The 1679-nt window shown below is 54.2% G+C and carries 1 protein-coding gene; it reads left to right on the top strand.

Annotated elements, in window-relative coordinates; all coding sequences use genetic code 11:
• Positions 1–1088 (top strand): RHS repeat domain-containing protein (locus tag NX05_RS23295; RefSeq protein WP_162231372.1); only part of this gene is annotated, 1088 nt, incomplete at its 5' end.
• Positions 1089–1679 lie beyond the last annotated feature (591 nt).

Here is a 1679-nt window from a genome sequence, read left to right on the forward strand (position 1 = left end):
ACCGCCTCAGCGCCGTCGCCGGTGTGGCCCGCACCTATGACGCCACCGGCAACACCACCGCCATCGGCGGCACTGCGCGCCAATACACCTACGACACCACCGGCCGCATGACCCAGGCCCGCCGCGCCGGCGCGGTGACCATGAACTACCGCTACAACGGCCGTGGCGAACAGGTGCGCCGCTTCCTTGGCACCACCAACACCTACACGCTTTACGATGAAGCCGGCCACTGGCTGGGCGACTACGACAGCAACGGCGCGCCCAAGCAGCAAGCGATCTGGCTGGATGATCTACCGGTCGGCTTGTTGGCTAACGCAAATAAACTGCACTACATCGAACCCGATCATTTGGGTAGCCCGCGTGTGGTGATCGACCCAACCCGCGATGTGGCGGTGTGGACGTGGAGCCTGAAGGGCGAAGCCTTCGGCAACACCGCCCCGAACCAAGATCCGGATGGGGATGGTGCGGCGCTGGTGTTGGATATGCGGTTTCCTGGGCAGCGCTTTGATGCGGCGAGTGGATTGAATCAGAACTACTTCCGGGATTATGAGGCGGCTACCGGGCGGTATGGGCAGAGTGATCCTATTGGTCTAAAGGGCGGGATGAGCAGCTATTCCTATGTTTCCGGTAATCCATTGATAAAATTTGACCCGAAAGGGCTCTTGTCTTTTGGCCCATCCTGCTCAAATGCCCAGCGAATTTTTATTAGCAATGAGATTGTTAATCTCGCAAACGAAATAAAGGAGAACACAAAGCCAAATTGCGAGAATGGCGACTGTGATTTGAATGCAGCCGCTGATGCGATGAGATTCCTAGCAGGCGCATCTATTTCCTGCAACTACGGAGCTCCGTGTGCAGTCACTACGATGCCAAACTATATTTATTTCTATCCACCGTTAATTGGGGCACCGGATGCATCAAAAATTGCTAACCCTGATGGAGCTTGTGGGTGCTTTCGTTCTGTGCTTTTCCACGAAGCGCTCCACCATGCACTGGGTTGGACTACGTCTGAAGATACGGTTCGGCGTGAAACGAGAAAATGTATTTCGTGCGGGGCCAACTACACTGAGGGTGGAAAGCCGCTATGAAAAAACTATGTACTCTTGCCGGAGCCTTAATTGCGATATTCGTGCTATCTCCTGGTTGCACGAAAGGCCCTCATGACGACTTGAATGTCGCGGGCGTGGTGCCACCGCCACCGGATGTTGGTACTGTAACCAGATTTAAATCATGTTCAATCGACCTCAGAAGAACAGTTAATGAAAGCGAGAAATGTCAGATTGAAAAGTTATCGGCAAGGTGTCTGCCGGCCGATGATTGCATGGTTCAGTGTCTTTCAAGCCCTGATGGCGTGAAAGTGGGAGGTGGGTGCGAGCACGTCTGCTTCTCAGGACTGCACATTCGTCCTCCATCTCCACCGAAGTGGTCTGAATGTTTTGAAGGCTACAAAACCTCAAACCTCAGGAACGGAGGTAATTAATCGCTCTGAAAACTCCACCAACCCAACCGCCGCAACGGGTTACCGACAGCACAGGTGTGCCAGAACCACTAGTTAGTCGCCCCTGAAAAACCCCAACCACCCAACGACCGCAAGGCCTTGATGTCTGCACCGGCGTGCTAAAACTACCAGTGTTCGCTACGCTGAAGGCTGGTTTCTTGCAATTTCCGCCCATGCGTAC

It is taken from the genome of Xanthomonas vasicola, assembly GCF_000772705.2.
Taxonomy (GTDB): domain Bacteria; phylum Pseudomonadota; class Gammaproteobacteria; order Xanthomonadales; family Xanthomonadaceae; genus Xanthomonas; species Xanthomonas vasicola.